The sequence below is a fragment of the Flagellimonas alvinocaridis genome (assembly GCF_965248585.1).
In the GTDB taxonomy this organism is placed as follows: domain Bacteria; phylum Bacteroidota; class Bacteroidia; order Flavobacteriales; family Flavobacteriaceae; genus Flagellimonas; species Flagellimonas alvinocaridis.
Genome location: NZ_OZ252111.1, coordinates 433,975 through 451,316, shown reverse-complemented (window position 1 = coordinate 451,316; position 17,342 = coordinate 433,975). Strand labels below are relative to the sequence as shown.

13 protein-coding genes are annotated in these 17,342 nt (G+C 42.0%); 6 read left to right on the top strand and 7 right to left on the bottom strand.

Annotation, left to right across the window (positions count from 1 at the left end; genetic code table 11):
- From ACP14V_RS02020 to ACP14V_RS02010, 3 genes are read left to right on the top strand one after another with little or no spacing between them, the layout of a single operon-like run.
- Complete coding sequence (locus tag ACP14V_RS02020; RefSeq protein ID WP_272610860.1) at positions 1–1,332, top strand: vanadium-dependent haloperoxidase; 1,332 nt, start codon at positions 1–3, stop codon at positions 1,330–1,332.
- Positions 1,333–1,354: 22 nt separating this feature from the next.
- Entirely contained in the window at positions 1,355–2,251 is an 897-nt protein-coding gene (locus ACP14V_RS02015) for a GyrI-like domain-containing protein (RefSeq protein WP_272610861.1), read from the top strand.
- Positions 2,248–3,105 (top strand): hypothetical protein, encoded by an 858-nt coding sequence (locus ACP14V_RS02010; RefSeq protein WP_272610862.1) that lies wholly within the window; start codon positions 2,248–2,250, stop codon positions 3,103–3,105. The genes ACP14V_RS02015 and ACP14V_RS02010 overlap by 4 nt, the downstream gene beginning before the upstream one ends.
- An 8-nt stretch (positions 3,106–3,113) precedes the next feature.
- Here ACP14V_RS02010 and ACP14V_RS02005 read toward each other — a convergent pair whose 3' ends face one another.
- Positions 3,114–6,821 (bottom strand): metallophosphoesterase, encoded by a 3,708-nt coding sequence (locus ACP14V_RS02005; RefSeq protein WP_272610863.1) that lies wholly within the window; start codon positions 6,819–6,821, stop codon positions 3,114–3,116.
- 53 nt (positions 6,822–6,874) lie between these two features.
- Between ACP14V_RS02005 and ACP14V_RS02000 the strand changes: the two genes are divergently transcribed.
- Positions 6,875–8,068 (top strand): Pycsar system effector family protein, encoded by a 1,194-nt coding sequence (locus ACP14V_RS02000; RefSeq protein ID WP_136565393.1) that lies wholly within the window; start codon positions 6,875–6,877, stop codon positions 8,066–8,068.
- Here ACP14V_RS02000 and ACP14V_RS01995 read toward each other — a convergent pair whose 3' ends face one another.
- Complete coding sequence (locus ACP14V_RS01995) at positions 8,069–10,441, bottom strand: GAF domain-containing protein (RefSeq protein WP_272610864.1); 2,373 nt, start codon at positions 10,439–10,441, stop codon at positions 8,069–8,071.
- 117 nt (positions 10,442–10,558) lie between these two features.
- On the opposite strand from ACP14V_RS01995, the gene ACP14V_RS01990 reads away from it, so the two are divergent.
- Both ACP14V_RS01990 and ACP14V_RS01985 read left to right on the top strand, forming a co-directional pair.
- On the top strand, positions 10,559–11,455 hold the full coding sequence (locus ACP14V_RS01990; RefSeq protein WP_136565391.1) for a metallophosphoesterase family protein: 897 nt from the start codon (positions 10,559–10,561) through the stop codon (positions 11,453–11,455).
- 107 nt (positions 11,456–11,562) lie between these two features.
- Positions 11,563–12,204, top strand: coding sequence for a hypothetical protein (locus tag ACP14V_RS01985; RefSeq protein ID WP_136565390.1), 642 nt, complete (start codon positions 11,563–11,565; stop codon positions 12,202–12,204).
- Here ACP14V_RS01985 and ACP14V_RS01980 read toward each other — a convergent pair whose 3' ends face one another.
- From ACP14V_RS01980 to ACP14V_RS01960, 5 genes are all read right to left on the bottom strand, one after another.
- On the bottom strand, positions 12,205–14,376 hold the full coding sequence (locus ACP14V_RS01980; RefSeq protein WP_272610865.1) for an acylase: 2,172 nt from the start codon (positions 14,374–14,376) through the stop codon (positions 12,205–12,207).
- A 48-nt stretch (positions 14,377–14,424) separates the two neighbouring features.
- Entirely contained in the window at positions 14,425–15,408 is a 984-nt protein-coding gene (locus tag ACP14V_RS01975; RefSeq protein ID WP_272610866.1) for a TPM domain-containing protein, read from the bottom strand.
- A gap of 117 nt (positions 15,409–15,525) precedes the next feature.
- Positions 15,526–15,858 carry a 2Fe-2S iron-sulfur cluster-binding protein gene (locus ACP14V_RS01970; protein WP_116216329.1) on the bottom strand — a complete coding sequence of 111 codons (333 nt, stop codon included), beginning with the start codon at positions 15,856–15,858 and terminating at the stop codon, positions 15,526–15,528.
- A gap of 25 nt (positions 15,859–15,883) precedes the next feature.
- Complete coding sequence (locus ACP14V_RS01965; RefSeq protein ID WP_272610867.1) at positions 15,884–16,240, bottom strand: four helix bundle protein; 357 nt, start codon at positions 16,238–16,240, stop codon at positions 15,884–15,886.
- Between the two features lie 30 nt (positions 16,241–16,270).
- Positions 16,271–17,329 carry an NAD(P)/FAD-dependent oxidoreductase gene (locus ACP14V_RS01960; RefSeq protein ID WP_272610868.1) on the bottom strand — a complete coding sequence of 353 codons (1,059 nt, stop codon included), beginning with the start codon at positions 17,327–17,329 and terminating at the stop codon, positions 16,271–16,273.
- Positions 17,330–17,342 lie beyond the last annotated feature (13 nt).

The window sequence follows — 17,342 nt, the reverse complement described above, 5'->3', positions numbered from 1 at the left end:
ATGAAAGAAAGATTAAGTCTATTAGCCATACTGCTGATGGTTTTCACCTCTTGTAAGAAAGAGCCCGAGCAAATCGTAATTACTTCAGAGGAATACCATAAATCTGTGGACAAGGTAATCGAGGTAATGATCCACGATATCTTTTCACCTCCAGTTGCAAGTAGAATTTTTGCGTATCCCAATATTGCAGCCTATGAAATCATAGCTAAGAAGAACGATTATTATAAATCCTTGGCGGGCCAGGTACACGATTTAACCCCCATACCAGACCCCAAAGCAGGGGACAGCATCAATTTTGAGCTGGCCGCCCTAGTGGCCCATATGGATTTGAGCAAAAAGTTGATTTTCTCCGAAGACCGCATTGAAAGCTTCCGTGACAGTCTTTACTCTATTTGGGTCGACAAAAATGAAACGCTGTTTAATGCTTCCAAGGCTTATGGTTTGGAAGTAGCCAATCACATTGCCGCTTGGATGGATAAGGACAACTACAAGCAAACCCGAACCATGCCCAAATTTTCGGTAAATTCTGAAGAACCCTCCCGTTGGCAACCAACTCCACCGGCATACATGAACGGTTTGGAGCCTCATTGGAGCAAAATACGGCCGTTTGCCATTGATTCCGCAGATCAATTTAAACCTGCTCCCCCTCCAGAGTTTTCCATGGAAGAAGGTTCAGATTTTTATAAAGAAGTTAGAGAAGTATATGAGATTGGCAAAGATATTAGTTCCCGAGGGGACGAATCAGAAGAAGTGGCCATTGCTAAATTCTGGGATTGTAACCCCTATGTCTCTGTAACACGTGGACATTTAATGTTTGCTACCAAAAAGATAACGCCAGGTGCCCATTGGATTGGCATCACCAAAATTGCATGTAGAAAAGACAATGCCGATATGGCCAAGACAATTTATGCTTACACCAAGGCTTCCATAGCCATAGCAGATGGGTTTATCAGCTGCTGGGACGAAAAATATAGAAGTAATCTCATTCGTCCCGAAACCTTGATCAACGAACATTTTGATGATAGTTGGGAACCTATATTGCAAACCCCTCCATTCCCTGAATATACCAGTGGCCATAGTGTGGTATCTGGAGCAGCATCTACTGCACTTACCGATGTTTTTGGAGATAATTTTGCCTTTGATGACGATACTGAAATCCCGTTTGGTTTACCCGTTCGCTCCTTTAAGTCATTTAAAGAAGCGGCAGATGAGGCCGCGATAAGTAGAATGTATGGTGGAATCCATTATCGTGCTGCCGTAGAAGTAGGTGTTACACAAGGACGTGATTTAGGAGCATTTATCGTTAACAAACTGGACATGACAAAAGGGTGATTCCCTATCTTTGCCACCAATTATGAAGAGAATCAGTGTAACAATTCTTGCCCTTGTATCTCTATTGCTCTTTTGGTACCTGTTCCTAAAACCACAAGATTATCAGGTGAGTTTTAAGGCCAAGGCAATTCCCGGGACGATCTATGAAACCGTAAAGGCATGGAACAAGACCATGGATACTACCATTCCGGTTGATTATGAAAGTCTAAACCGTTTTGAACAAACCATTATATCAAATGACTCGGTAATTTTATACGAATGGAACGTTACCCCTATACATGATTCTTTAAGCCAAGTTAAGGTGAACATCAAGGATTTGGATCACTCCTTGGTGAACAAAATAAAAATTCCATTTTCTGATACTGATTTTGAAAAAGGTTCCCGAAAGACACTTTTGGATTTTAACGAGTTTTTGAACGAACACCTCAATAACATCAAGGTGACCATATTGGGAGAAGATGAGCTTTTTTCTACCTTTTGTGCCTGTGTTTCTTTAGAGACCCCTCAAGCTGAAAAGGCATCTGGCATGATGGCCAATTATTCGTTTTTAAGTTCAATTTTGGTCGAAAATGAGGTGCAGGTAAATGGCCCTCCCTTTATTGAAGTTGTGGATTGGAACCTGGAAGCAGACCGCCTTTCCTATAACTTTTGCTATCCCATAATACGTTCTGAAAAGCTCCCCAATCATCCCAACATCCATTACAAGCGGATTTTTGCCAAAAGGGCTTTAAAAGCTGTGTACAATGGCAATTATGTTTCTTCGGATAGGGCATGGTACGGCTTATTGGAGTATGCCAAAAAGAACAATGTCCCCGTTGAGGAAAAACCCGTTGAGGTTTTCTTCAACAACCCGAACATGGGAGGAAACGAACTCTTGTGGAAAACTGAGGTATATATGCCCTTAAAAGAATCTGAATGAGCAGGATTTCCATCCTATTGGTTCTTTTTTTTATACAGGGCTGCGCCCAAAAAACCTATTACGGGCAATTGGAAACACTTGGCAAGTTTCCATCAAAACTTTCTGAAGTTTCTGGGTTGGAAATAGCTTCCAACGAAAACATTTGGGTTATCCAGGATAGTGGCAACAAAAGTTCCATTTATAAAATCGATACTACTGCCCAAATTATTGAGACCTTTAAAATTGACCATGCAAAAAATAAGGATTGGGAAGATTTGGCCCAAGATTCTGATGGCAATATTTATATTGGGGACTTTGGCAACAACAACAATATGCGGGAAGATTTGGTCATCTACAAAGTATCCCATGCAGAGTTTGGCAAAAAAGAGCCCAATGCCAAAAAGATACGATTCCATTATCCACAGCAAAACAAATTTCCCCCTAAAAGAGATGGTTTACTTTATGATGCTGAAGCCTTCTTTCATTGGAAAGGCTTTCTATACATTTTTACCAAAAACCGAACACGGCCTTACACAGGGGAAACCTTAGCCTATAGGATTCCAGACACAGAAGGGGACTATAATGCCGAATTTTTAGGGAGTCTGTCCCTCTGCATGGACCAGGACCATTGCTCCGTTACCGGGGCGGATATTTCACCGGACGGCAAGTCCATTGCCCTTTTAAGCTATGGGTTTGTATTTTTGATGACAGATTTTGATCTTTCCAATATTACCAAAGCCCACATAAAAATTATTGATCTCAACTCTTCAACCCAGATAGAATCCATTGGATTTTTGGACAACAGCACTTTGCTACTTGCTGATGAGGAAAACAAAAAAACAGGGCGAAAACTATATCGGTTTAAGTTAAATTGATTTTTTCATCAGAAACCAAACCCTACCCCAAAGGCAAACCGGAGGCCATCCATACTATTGAACAAGCCAAAATTTGCCGTGATGATATCGGTCCCATTGACAAAAAAACCACCTCCATACGAATTGTGCCATTTGCTTGATTCTTCGGAGGGAAGCCAAACCCTTCCATAATCGAACCCTCCATAAATTCCAGGGGTTACGGGCAACACCCCGGTTCGCTGGCTTCTAAAGCTATATCGAATATCTGTGTTTTGATAGAATGCCGTTTTTCCTGTAAACCTTTGGAAACGAAATCCACGAAGACCATTATTTCCTCCTATGCTGGCACCTTGGTAGAATTCAAAATCATCACCAATGATAAAATGACCTTTGAGTTTGGTGGCCAACACCAATCTACCATCCGAGGATATTTTATGATCCACGGCCAAACTGGAGACAATAAACCCAAATGACCTACCAGATTCTTCCACATTGGTCCTGTATCCACTTTGTAGCGAAAAATCCATCCCCATAGTCGGAAATGCTTCATTATCTGTATTGGAATAACGGTACTCCCCATCAACACCAAAGAAATTCTGATGACTCTCTTCTCCGTTTCCAATATAAAATTCATTGATGAACCTGTCCTCGGTCTCCTCTACCTCGATACTTTCATATGAAACGCCCAAACTAACTTTGGACCCCAAGTAGCCTCTCCAAACCAAAGAAGGATTAAATCGTAAGGTTCGCAGCTTTACCCTATTGTAGTCCAAGCCCAAAGGTTCTTCATCATCGTTATTTTCGGTTTCATTGCCAAAACCAAAAAAGTTAAGGGTGAAATTAGGGCTGGTAAACCGTATTTTCATTTCCAGGTTTACCTTGTTGAAAACGTTCGCAAATTCACCTGTATAGCCCACATCAAAACCGTTTGTGGCAAAATAATAGGCCGCGTTTACTATATGTTGTTGGGTAAAAGGGTTCTGCTTAAACCCATTAAAGGTATAGGTATTGGTAAAACCAATCCGGAACCCGTCATCTGGATTAAATCCTAAAGTGGGCAAAATCTGATTATTGCTGGCCTTTACCTTTAAAAAATCATACGTGTTTGTCTCGTAGTCGTTCAGTTGATGGACACTTCCCCCAAAGGCCTCATCGTATGTATTCTTCTTGGCCTTAAAATCATAAGTATGTACTTTTTTGGAGTCTTCGGAAATCTTGTAGACATCATTATTCTGACCTCCAACAATCCTTACCCTAATTTTGGAAGTCGGCGTATTTATATCAAAAACATCATCGTCGTCCAAGCCGTATATCCAGATTTCCTTTGTGAACGTAGGGTTATGCACCTTTTCAAAAAACAAATCTTTCCTTTCCCCTCCCTTTATTCGATAGGCACGCACCTCAACAAAACCATTGGGCATGGATGTAACATTAAAATAATCGTCTTTATCCGTTCCTGTAACCACACTATACCTGTTGAGTACGGAAAAGTATTCCTTGGCCGTTTCCACAAGGTTTCGCTTTCTGGCCAGTAAAATGTCCTTTATTTTCATCAAGGATTCATCCCTGACCTCTTCGGGAAAATCCATAAAAGCATTGTCAATAACCTTTTCATCTATATTTTTTTGGATGAATTGGGCCTGTTCTATCCACAGATTCACATCAGATGCGGATAAAAGAGCCATATCCAGTGCAAAAGTCCTTGGAGATGAGGTAAAGCCCTTTACACTTCTTATTTCTTTTTGAAACCCTTCAAAAATTTGAAGCCCTGGAACTGCTCTTGAACCAAACCCCATGACCAATCCATCGCCCCATCGGGAAAATGCTTGATCCCTATCCCTCGGTATAGGTTTAAAAACTTTGTAGCCCCCTTCTTTAAATTCGGCCCATCGCCACTGATCTACGTGTCGGTCCCAATCCCCAATGAGAATATCGAACAATCGAGCCTTTATATACTCCTTCTGGTCTATACGATATTCTTCATCTTCCCTTAGCTTGTTCATTAAATCATAGGTGCTTTCAATTTTCTTGGTTCTACCAAAGCTCTCAAGATCATCATGCTCATCGGAAACATGCTCCTCTATCATGTAAAGCCCATCACCAAAATCTGAATTAAAGCCTCCCAAAACGGATTGCTTGGGCACATAGTACAATTTTGGATTGGTATGGTAAAGCCCAACAGCATCAGACAATTTACCAATGGTAAATGGTGCATAAGGGTGTGCCCCAGTATATAGATCTAAAAGTAAGTCCTCGGTAAAGGTATCTTCAAATTGACCTATAATGTACTGCTCTTGAAACGCTATGGCTTGTAGATAGCGTTCTGCACTTTTACGGAGACCACGCATAACATACTGTCTACCTTGATCATCTTCCAATCGTAAGGAATTGGACTGGTTACCCCCTCCTTTACGAACTACTTTTAAGCCCCCGAAAAGCGTATCTAACCTAACCGTTGGCGCTTTTACCTTGGTTGCGTAATACTTTCGGTAGCGTTCTCCCCACAAAAATTTATGAAAGCCACTTTTGTCAATTTCTTCTTCAGTATACACCGATGCCTCCATAAAAGAGGGAAAATCAGCCGGCATGGATACACTTTTTGTAGATTGGTCTGCAGGCAGTACTTGGGTCTGGAACAACAACTCTTCTGACCTTTCGTCCGCACCAAAAAAGCTTACACTACTTGAGCCATCCTTGTACACCCTGAGAATGGCATATCCGTTCTTCCCAGTGGAAAACTTACTGCCATTGAGTAAGCGCGTAGCTCCTTCCTTTGCTCCAGAACCACTAACAATCTGCGGTTTTCCAAATTCTTCAATATATTGAAGGGTATGCTCATGGCCCGATACAAATATTACCTTTTCGGAGTACTGGGAAAGTGTAAGGATCCTCTTTTTTAGTTCATTGTATTTTTTGTTGGATAAATCTGTGATGGATGCGCCCGAGGTCCTGCGCAAAACATTGGCCATTGTGCCTAAAACGGGAAATGGGAAGCTTCCTCCAGAGGGATTTAGATGTTCTTTGGCAGAAAACTGGCCCCCATGGGAACCGTAGGTAAACATGGGGTGATGCAGAGCAATAACAATGGTCTTATCGAGATTTTTCTTGATCAGGCTTTCCAGTTCCTCCAAAAATCTTGAACGGCTCTTTATCTCGCACTTATCGTTCATCGTGGGATGCTTGTCCCAATCGGTCAAGTACCATTCCGTATCTATGGCAATGACCATTATCTCATTGCTTATTTCAACTTTTTCAATGGGACATCCATTGTCTGGCAGGAAAACATCTTTGCTATCCAATGCTTTTTGGATGTACTCCTCTTCCCGTTCCAGACCTTTTAAACCCTTACTATACCAGTCATGATTTCCGGGAATGAACAGGGTCTTACCTTGAAAAGATTTTACCGTAGCCAATTGCGCGTCCAGATGATTCTTTGCCAACTCGTGGCCCTTTGGGTCATCGTCATTGTCAGGAAATCCAGCAGGATAAATATTGTCGCCCAAAAAAAGTACTGTACTATTGGTGCTGGCTTTATCCAAAACGGACTTAAACCGCTTTAAGGTAGGGTTCATGTCTCCCAGTGGTGACTCCCCTGCATCTCCGATCAAATAAAACGTGTGCTCCACTTCCTCGTTAGAGGCCACATCAGAATTAGCTGGGGCTTCATATTTTGCTTCATATGTGGCGCATCCGTACGCCAAGATGAGCAAGCTTGCAAGCACGTAATGTTTCTTCATATCCATGAGGTTGAATCCAAAATTTTGTACTTTGGATGATCAAACTATTAGTTATGTCGGAAATAGTAGAAAAAGCTGAACATTTTGCTTCGGAACTTTTGAAAAATGAGCTTGATCCAAGGTTTTTGTATCACAACCTACGACATACCCAACGCGTAGTTAAAAGTACTAAAGAATTGCTCAATTTCTATGGTTTTGACAAGGATGAGGAGGAAAAATTGCTTTTAACAGCATGGCTCCATGACACAGGATATGTCCATGGTCGTGAAAGCCATGAAAAAGCCGGATGCAAGATTGCCACGGATTTTTTGAAGGAGAATGACTATCCCACCACTGATATAGATAAAGTCTGCAGTTTAATCATGGCCACCGAAAGACACCATGAACCCCAGAACTTATCCGAACAGATAATCCGTGATGCCGATTCTTCCCATTTTGCCAAAAAAAGCTATTGGGAAACCACCGATTTTTTGAGGATGGAACTAAAAGAACTTGGCGTGGCCGATTATTCCCCAAAAGAATGGCGCGACATTAATATTAAAATGTTCCGCAATGAGCACGTTTTTTATACCGATTATGCCAGAGAGAATTGGGAAGAAGGTAAGGAACGTAACCTGAAACAGTTGGTAAAGGAGAAAAAAACCGAAAAAGACATTGCCAAAAAGGAAGCGCTCAAAGCCAAATACAAACAGGAAAGCCCAGACAGGAGCGTGCAGACCCTATACCGCGTTACCTTAAAAAATCATTTAAAGCTGAGCGATATTGCAGACACCAAGGCGAATATCTTACTATCCGTGAACGCCATAATCATTTCCTTGGTCTTGGCCAATTTGCTCACCAAACTGGACAACCCATCCAATACCTATCTCATATATCCCACATTTATTCTGATTCTGTTCAGCGTGGCTTCCATGATCTTATCGGTTTTGGCCACTAGGCCGAATGTTACCACTGGAAAATTCACCAAGGAAGATGTGGAGCAAAAAAGGGTGAACCTTTTATTCTTTGGCAATTTTCATAAAATGGATTTGGCGGAATATGAATGGGCGCTTCAAGAACTGGTCAAAGACAAGGATTATGTGTATTCCTCATTGACCAAAGACTTATACTATCTAGGTCTTGTTTTGAATAAGAAGTACAAAATCCTCAGGATTACCTACAACATTTTTATGTTGGGAATGATTGTCTCTGTACTGGCTTTTGGAATTGCTTTTCGCTTTTTTGGCCCGGATAGGCTTACCTTTTAATCACGTCTTCAGTTCTTCCATTAAATCATCGTAGGTATAGGTGCGTTCAGACGCCTTGTCTTTCTTGTACAAAATCTCCGCCCTAATAGCCTTAAGTCCTGTAACACCTTGAAGTCCTTCAAGCTCTACAATCTCTATATTGTTGGTGAAATAACCTTTGGCCTTTAAAAACTGAATATACCGCATGTACTCCCTTTCCTCTTTACGCTGGGAATATACAATGGCAAGTTTGCCTTTTTGGGTCAGCCTTTCGTTGGTGCCTTTTATATACGATTTGTCAATTCGCTTTTTGATGACCTCATATCTGGCGTTGTAGGTTCCATCTACATCAAAGCGCTTTTCATCCATTCTAAAACGTATGGACAAGGAAGTACTGTATACCAAAATCAACGAAGCCACATCCAGTTTTACAGGCAAATGAGGCTTCATGGCATAGTATTTATTCTCCATGTCGCACATAACCTGAAGCTGCCACAACCTTAGATTGCTCAAATACAGATTGTTGAATTTCCTATCCCGTGCAATGGAGCTTCCAATATACATGTTGTGCTCCACCCCGTCAGTCTTGTACCTTTCAAAATAATGCGGAAACATTTCTTGGGCAGCCACCTGTTTCTTATCCAACAAAGCCGCTAGTTGCATGTTGGCCTCCATGACACTTTCATCATAATTACGACGGTGGTCATAATACGATTCAGTGGTTTCATCAATCTTGTACTCGTATTGTTGAATAAGGTCCTTGATTTCTTTATCCTCTTTCCTTAAATGCTTAAAAACTGGGTCTATTTCCTCTTTTACAAAATCAAACACCGCCTGCTCTGTATGGGTATAGAGGGCTTCTTTGACCTCATTGAGATAGGTCTCCACCCTATACATCAATTCTTCATAAATGGGAAGTTTATACTTTTTGATAGCAGCCTCTAAAATCTCATTGATTTCCGAAAGCTGGATCATTAAATCGCGCTGAATGGAAAGGTTACGCTCCCTGGAAGAATCCTTGATATCTATTTGACCATACAAGGGGTGTACATCCTTAAATACAATTTCCTTGAACAAGGGTTGATTCCCTGCAAGCTCATCGGCCATAAAACGTTTGGCCTCTTCCTGAAACTTCCAATATACCGAAGGGTGTACGGTGGTACATTCATGTTGAATGATGGCATCTACCAGATTTTCCTCTTCTTCAATAGATCGCAATACCGCAGATATGATAAACGGCATTACATCATCCAATTTATTGGCATTGACACTATTGAGCTCATTGACCTTGTTTGAAACCAGTTCCAATACGCCCAAAAGCTCTCCGTCATTTGAAATGGGTGCCAAAATAGCGCTCTTTATACCCTGTTCGTTCAAACTTTTGTAGGGCTGACCATTCTTGGACCTGGCCAACGATTTCTCTACATTGGAAATGGCAAAATACTTACTCTCCCGAAACAGTTTTCCGTGCGAATAGTCACATAGCATAGCATCACAGGGCTGTGAATCCTCACCATGGAGGATAAAGCTTTCCATTCCCTTGCCGTAAATCTTAAAAAAATGATTGGCATTGGAATCATAGCCCGCAAATCCCACTCTGATTTCCTTGAGCTTGAACAACGACCTAAATGTATCCTGAAAGCTCCACATAAAGTCATCCCCTGCTTGCTTGTGCTTTCCTATAAGGGTTGATTTGATTTCAGAAATGGAATGTTCCGCAGTGACATCGAACATATTGGAAATCACAAAACCCTTGGTGATAAAGCTATTGGGTGGAATTTTTTCCTTCCAAAGCTCCAGGTTTTCAAAATTTTCCAAAAGCTCATCCACATCTTCCTGGGTGAGTTCCTTGGACTGCTCCGTGGGAATGATTTCCATGAAATCCGCATTGTACAGAATACGATAGTGATGCGTTACCCCGTTGGCATCAGGGATATCATAAAAGAAGGGCCGCTTAAAATCCAATTTAAAGCCGTAATAAAAGCTAAGGATCACAGTACATTTCATGATGTAGCTAAGCTCATCAGGAATGTTTCGGATTTTCAGTTCAAAATCCTCTCCGGCATCTTTCAATATTTTTTTAAATCGCTCCGATGAATTGAAAGTCAAATTTTCAAATGGAGTGGATGCGGTCTTTATCTCATTTTGGGTAAGCACGGAAGAAAAGGTGTCGGCCAATATTACACCAATGACATCCTTATATTTTTCCAACAAACTAAAATCGTCGAAACCCTCCCTGAGTATTGGGTAAGGGGCCTGTGTGTCCAGAATATACTTTGCCCGTTCAGCAAGATGCTTATCCTTGCTGTTCAATTGTTCGTCATAATGCTCAAGTAGCTTGTTAAAGCTTACCAACTGCACCATTGGACTTTCAGCATTGTAATTTCCCCTCATACAGCTATTGGTCGAAGTTTAGTTTACAAAGTTACAAAAACACCCACTCTTCTTTTCATAATGGAAATATTTATGGATTAATCGCCATTTTTAAGGATATTTAGTAAAATTTATCGCATGTCCTCCAATGCCAGATTAGATCGGGCCTACAAAAATGCCAAAGTCATTCCTTTTGATGACGACTCCAAGTTTATTTTATTCAGTGATTGCCATAGGGGAGACAATAGTTTTGCCGATGATTTTGCCAATAACAGAAATATTTATTTCCATGCCTTAAATCATTACTATCGAGAAGGGTTCCATTACTGCGAGTTGGGTGACGGCGACGAGCTTTGGGAAAATATTGGGTTCGATTCCATTTTTGAGGCGCACAAAAATGTGTACCAACTGCTTCGTAGGTTTCATTTGGAAAAACGTTTGCACATGATCTGGGGGAACCATGATATGGTATATAGGGACAAAGATTATGTAGACAAGCACCTGTCTCATTATTTTGAACCTATTGATGGATCGGACAAGGCCCTTTTTGAAGGAATCACTTACCACGAAGGCCTAGTCTTAAAACATACAGAAACCGGCCAAAAACTTTTCTGTACACACGGACATCAAGCCGATTGGTGGAACTATGTGTGTTGGCGCATTGGACGTTTTTTGGTCCGTATACTCTGGAAACCCCTTCAGGTGGTTGGCATTGCAGACCCAACTAGTCCCGCCAAGAATTACAAGGAGCTCATAAGAATTGAAAAACGAATAAAACGCTGGATTCTTCGAAACAATCTTCAAATTACCATTGTTGGGCACACACATAGACCACGCTTTCCAGAACCGGGGCAGATTCCATTTTTCAATGACGGAAGCTGTGTTCACCCCAGAAGCATTACCGGATTAGAGGTCGAAAATGGAAAGATTTCATTGATCAAATGGCATATAGATACCAAGGCAGACGGTACACTACAGATTGTAAGGGTATTACTTGAAGGGCCAGAAAAGTTGGTGGATTATATGGGCAATTAAAAAAATTACCATTTTCCGAATGCGCTTTTCAACGATTTAACTTCAATTTATCACCCTCATGGCAAGGTATTTGTTAACTTTATCATAGCCGTTTTACCCTTTTTGCTATGAAAAGACTTGTTTTTTCTTTCTTAGGTCTAGTGTTGGGAATCAGTGTTTTGCAAGCGCAATCCGATCTTCCTACCACCCGTCCATTAAAGATTGGTGAACGAAACGATTTGGACATAAAATCTAGCAATCAAGGGACACTTCTTCGCATGCCCTCAGTTCTTGACGAAAACCTTAAGGACAAAAATGACAAGCCAAGCGTGAAAATGCTTCCAGATAGGGAACTTTTACAAGCAGGGCATGATATGGTCATTGATCCAAAAGTGGGAGAAAAAGAGAAAAAAGGGTCCAAAGAACATTTTGGAGATCAATATTTGGGAGATTTTAAGACCTCTTCCAAGTTTGTGGGCATAGTGTGCCGAGATCACGAATATGTGGATGGTGATCGTATTAAAATCTATGTCAATGGAGAAGTGGTCGAGTTCAATCTTTTGCTAACTGGTTCCTTTAAAGGAATCAATGTAGATTTGGTCAAGGGATTTAATCGTATTGAGTTTGAAGCGCTCAACCAAGGCTCGTCCGGACCCAATACGGCCCAAGTCGTGGTGGCCGATGAGAAAGGCGAGGTTATCCACAACAACCGTTGGAACCTTTCTACAGGTTCTCGGGCCAGTTTAATCATCGTCAAGGAAGACGAATGATCATTCCCCAGGCTTGTAAGTCCGTTTAGCCCTTTTTAGCACATCTTCCTTATAGTAAGCGGCATCTTTGAATTCCATATCGGCGTATCGCTGCGCTTGATCATTAAAATGTGGCGAGTTGGGGTCTCCGCTCTGCCCTCCTGCCAACATGGTCTTTGCCTTTACCCGATCACCAAACTCTACCACGGCCACAAAACTGTTGCCGCGGGTCCCATAAATCTTCTTGGTATTGTTATCATATCGTGCCCCATAGGCCGCCAAAGCCCCCCATCTACCACTGGCAAAACCAATGGGCATGCTAGGTTTTGCATCATCAAACGGCTGGCGGATATCCCCATTTAGGCGTTGGTATCGATTAACCTCACCCCAAGGCATTTGCCATTTCCCAAAGTCATCCGTCAATTTTTGTATAGCGAACCCAAGAAGTTCCAATCTATTTTCAGCAGATGCCCAATCATCAAAATTAGATAGCAATTCCATTTGACTAGGATAATTTTTCATCTTTCCAGAATACCCCCACAACAAACAATTAGAGCCATAATAATGCGCCAAGGTCATGGCAACAGACTCCTTTGATGTAGTGAAATCCCACTGGCGTAAAACTTCTATAGGTTCTTTTAATTCTGGTTTTGGACGGGCATCATAGGCTTTTACCAATCCTGGAATCAAGGCCTCAAATGCCGGCAGGTAGGGGTCATGGGCCAGCTCAATTAAACTGTCCAAGGTATACCCGCTTCTATCGGTCAACAATTCAATGGCATGTACTCCCCTAAAATTTTCTTCATCCCGAGACATGTACTTAGGATAGTTTTCCCGTTTAGGACTGTATTCCAAAGCCGATGTGTAAGGGGTAGAATTACAATTTTGAATCCAACCATTCTTAGGATTCAACACCAAAATATTTTCGTCAACCGTGTGCAAACCCTGCCAATCTGTTTTGGGATTGCTTCCATCCACCGGTTGGGTAAAGTCAAAAATGGTGTCCCGTTTAGGAACAAAGTTTCCGTGAAAGTAAGCTATGTTACCCTCAGCATCGGCATAGACCGTATTGTTGGACGAATTGGTACGGATGTCCATCATCTTGCGGAATCCGTCATACCCCTCCTGTTTGGTTCTAATATAGGACTGCTCCAAGGCTTTTACGGGTTCCCACATCATGGCACTTGCCGTCCATTGGCCATCCTCCATGTGAGTGATGGGCCCGTGATGGGTCCTGTACATGGGAAAGGTCTTCTCCCTTATGGTATCCCCCTCTTTGTACTTCAGTATTGTCTCCAGAGAATCTACAGGGCGTAGCTCCTCTCCGTAGGCATAGAAAAGCTTGCCATCATTTTTAACCAAGGTTTCCTTGAATTCATCCATCACATCAGTATAGGTTGATGTGTGCATCCATCCTGTCTTTTCATTAAACCCTTGATACACAAAAAACTGCCCCCAAGTTACCGCGCCGTAGGCATTGAGTCCGTCCTCGCTCACCACATGTACCTCTCCCCTAAAATAGAACGAGGTATGGGGATTGATCAAGAGCATGGCGTTGCCCGATTGCGTCAATTCCCCAGAAATTGCAATACCGTTGGATCCTTGGGGCTCTGCCATTTCCTCTTCTTGTTGCTGTTTGATCAATTCCATTTCCGGAATTTCCATATCACTTTCATAAAATGCCTTGATTTTTCGGATGGAAATACGCTCAATATCCCCACCAATGGACCCTTCACTGAAATACATGGGCATCCACGGTTCAAAACGGGTCAGCAATTTGGGTTTTACTTCGGGGTGGGTGTGCAGATAGTAGTTGACACCATCTGCAAAAGCGTTGCACAATTCTTTCAACCATTCGGGACTATCTTCATAATTGGCCTTGGCCTCTTCCTCGGTCATGAATAGTTTGGCCCGTAGATCGCTATACAATGCTTCCTCCCCTTCCACTTCTGCCAAACGACCGGTAGCCCAGATATAATTCTGTTCCACTCGGTTAAAGTCATCCTCACATTGGGCATAAAGAAGTCCAAAAACAGCGTCAGCATCTGTTTTTCCGTAGATGTGTGGCACTCCAAAATCGTCACGGATTATGGTGATATTTTCTGCTTGGGCCTGCCATTTTTCAACTTCTGATATTGGTTTTGGCGTACAGGCCATTAGAACAAAAACTGCAGCTAGGATAAATGCTCTCATTTTGAGGTAGTTTGTTTATGTTGTGAAAATACAGGATTTCAATTTGATTTACCAACTGCCACTAGCCCCGCCACCTCCCGAACTTCCACCTCCGCCGGAAAAACTGCTGGAACTCCCGCCCGAACTTGATCCAAAGGAATGGGTTCCCGAAGAGGAAAAGGTCTTGCTCATGTAGTTACTATCCGACTTAACCCATGAAAGTTTAAAATCTTCTTTCCCTTTGAACATTATTTTCAACAAAGCCAAAAGCATGGTGAAAACAAAAAAGCCAGGAAGCACATAATACAGCCATGATAGGTTTTCCATTAGTGGGTCAATATTGATATTGAGTTCCAGAAACATGGAAAGGAAAAACAGGGGCATCAACATAAAGACCAATCCAAAACCAGCTTGAAGCATCCCAAAGGGGATCATGAAAATCCCCGGTACCAAACCAAGCTTTCCAATAAAAATCCCCCTGAACATTTCAATAAGTGCCGAATACCCTTTATAGAAAACAAATCCGCCTGCAAAAACGAAGACAGAGAGAAACAAGATCATCACAATTTTTGCCCAGAGCGGCATGGTACTATCTTCTTCTATCTTTCTTTTGAATTCTTCAAGTGCCTCTGGATCAAGCAAAAATTCTATGATTTGGTCCGTGGCCAAATCCAGTCCTCCAAAATAGTCTTCCTCCTTAAATCTAGGAATCATGGTGTTCCTGATAATTCGTGATGCCACCGCGTCCGTAATATAAGGTTCCAAACCATATCCCACCTCAATGCGCACTTCACGGTCGTTTTTGGAGAACAGGATCAAGATACCGTTGTCCTTATCCTCTTGTCCCAACCGATTCTGGTTGAAGGTGCCATTGGCATATTCTTCTATAGTTTCGTAGCCCAGTTCGTTTATGGTAAGAATCACCAACTGGTTGGTGGTCTCCGATTCAAAACGGTTGAGCTTACTGGCCAAGGAGTTAAGCTGTTCCGGTGTGAAGATTTGGGCACTATCGGTAACTATGGCCCTTAACTGCAAATACTGATCTTGGGCCATGCCCAAAATCGATATGAAAAGAAAAAAATGGAAAAGTAATGCCTTTCTCATGTTGTGATACAAGAAAGACTAAAGATAGGGTTTTGTTCGTTTTCGGAATCCGGGTCCGCTACAGAATCAATCTTCAGCAGGGGCGAGCTCTACTTTAAGGCCGTCCAAATCTTCGGTAATATGGATTTGGCAACCCAAGCGACTGTTGTCCTTCACAAAAAAGGCCTCGGACAACATGGCATCCTCATCATCGGACTTTTCAGGAAGCTGATGGTCCGATTGCACATAGCACTGGCAGGAAGCACACATGGCCATTCCTCCGCAAATCCCTATGGTGCCTTCAGGGGCCAGCTCATAGGAACGGACCACTTCCATAAGGTTCATGTTCATATCTGTTGGCGCATCCACTTCGTGTGCCACACCTTCTCTGTCAGTAATTGTAATCTTGATATCGCTCATTCGTAAAGGAAAAAGTGATTAGGGGTTAGGAATTGGGTTTCATGGATTTTATCAATCCGTACAATAATTTTGAAACTTCATTGGTCGCATCAATTAGCAAATCTGCCTTTTTCTTCTCAATTAATTTCAATTTTATGGCAAGATAGAGCATTGATCTAACTTCACTATTAGAACCAAGGGAATAAAACAAAAATTTGGAAAAATCTGAATTTGAACTTCTTTCGAACCCTTCAGCAATATTATTGGAAATGGATACAGAAGCTCTTCTTATTTGGTCCCTAAATCCAAAATCATTACAATTTTGAAACTCGGTATAAATCATCACACCAAGTTCTTGGGCTTTTTGCCAAACGATTAAATCTTCAAATCTTTGAACCGCCATACCTAATTCCTAGCTCCTAATTCCTGAAAGCTAATCTATTGCTTTGACCACGGCTTTGGGGGCTTCTTTTTTGCTTCCATCAAAACCAGTGACCCCTCCGACCGTTGTATACTTCATTACATATTTTTTATCAGGGTGGATACGCTGATAGGCACTTTGGCACATTAATGTGGCTTCGTGAAACCCGCAAAGAATCAGTTTTAATTTCCCTGGGTAGGTATTTACATCGCCAATGGCATAAATCCCTGGCACATTGGTCTGATAATCCAGAGTATTGTCCACCTTAATGGCATTCTTCTCAATTTCGAGTCCCCAATTGGCAATGGGACCCAATTTTGGCGAAAGGCCAAAGAGGGGGATAAAATAATCTACCTCAACGTCTATATCTTGGTCCGTATCCGTATTCTTGACCGTTACTTTCTCCAGTTGATTTGCTCCATGCAAAGCCGCTACCTCAGCAGGCGTAATCAGATTGATCTTCCCTTCGTTTTTGAGTTGCTGTACTTTTTCAACGGAATCCAAAGCACCTCTAAACTCGTTGCGTCGGTGCACCAAAGTGATTTCATTCGCTACATCAGCCAAAAAGATGGACCAGTCCAGTGCAGAATCACCTCCACCTGCAATCAATACCTTTTTGTTCCGATAAATTTCAGGCTCCTTGATCATATAGGCCACTCCATTGTCCTCATATTTGGACAGGTTTTCCAACAAAGGTTTTCTAGGCTCAAAACTTCCCAGTCCACCTGCAATGGCAACTACAGGGGCTTGATGTTGGGTTCCTTTATTGGTGGTGACCACAAAAGAGCCATCTTCTTGCTTTTCTATGGTTTCGGCCCGTTCTCCCAAAGTAAATCCGGGCTGAAAGGGCTTAATCTGCTCCATAAGATTGTCCACTAACTCACCCGCCAATACTTCAGGATACCCAGGAATGTCATAAATGGGTTTCTTCGGGTATATCTCGGAACATTGGCCCCCTGGCTGGGGTAAGGCATCAATCAAATGGCATTTGAGTTGCAATAGGCCCGCTTCAAAAACAGCAAAAAGACCCGTAGGTCCTGCTCCAATAATGAGTATATCGGTCTTAATCATTCAACAAAAATTT